Genomic DNA, 237 nt, shown 5'->3' with positions numbered 1-237 from the left:
AACCGAGAGGGCTCGTCTACCCAGGCTTTGCAGATAGCTTCGTAGGGCGTGAGGCCGCGTAGCGTCTTCAGACGACGCGCGAAGTTGTAGGCGGCCACGAAGTCCGCGAGATGCTGCCGGAGTTGATCGTGGCTGTCGTAGTGGAAGCGTTTGACGGTGGCGTCTTTGATCGTGCGGTTCATCCACTCAACTTGACCATTCGTCCAAGGATGGCGCGGCTTTGTGAGACGGTGCTCG

The 237-nt window shown here is 59.5% G+C and carries 1 protein-coding gene; it reads right to left on the bottom strand.

The window, feature by feature from the left end:
• On the bottom strand, nt 1–237 hold a 237-nt coding region (locus MKD49_RS26285; protein ID WP_252697776.1), incomplete at both ends, for an integrase core domain-containing protein.

This window comes from Herbaspirillum sp. WGmk3 (assembly GCF_023952535.1).
GTDB classification, from domain to species: Bacteria; Pseudomonadota; Gammaproteobacteria; order Burkholderiales; family Burkholderiaceae_D; genus Herbaspirillum; species Herbaspirillum huttiense.
Note: the sequence above shows the minus strand (reverse complement) of the source record. Positions and strands in the feature narration are given on the sequence as shown.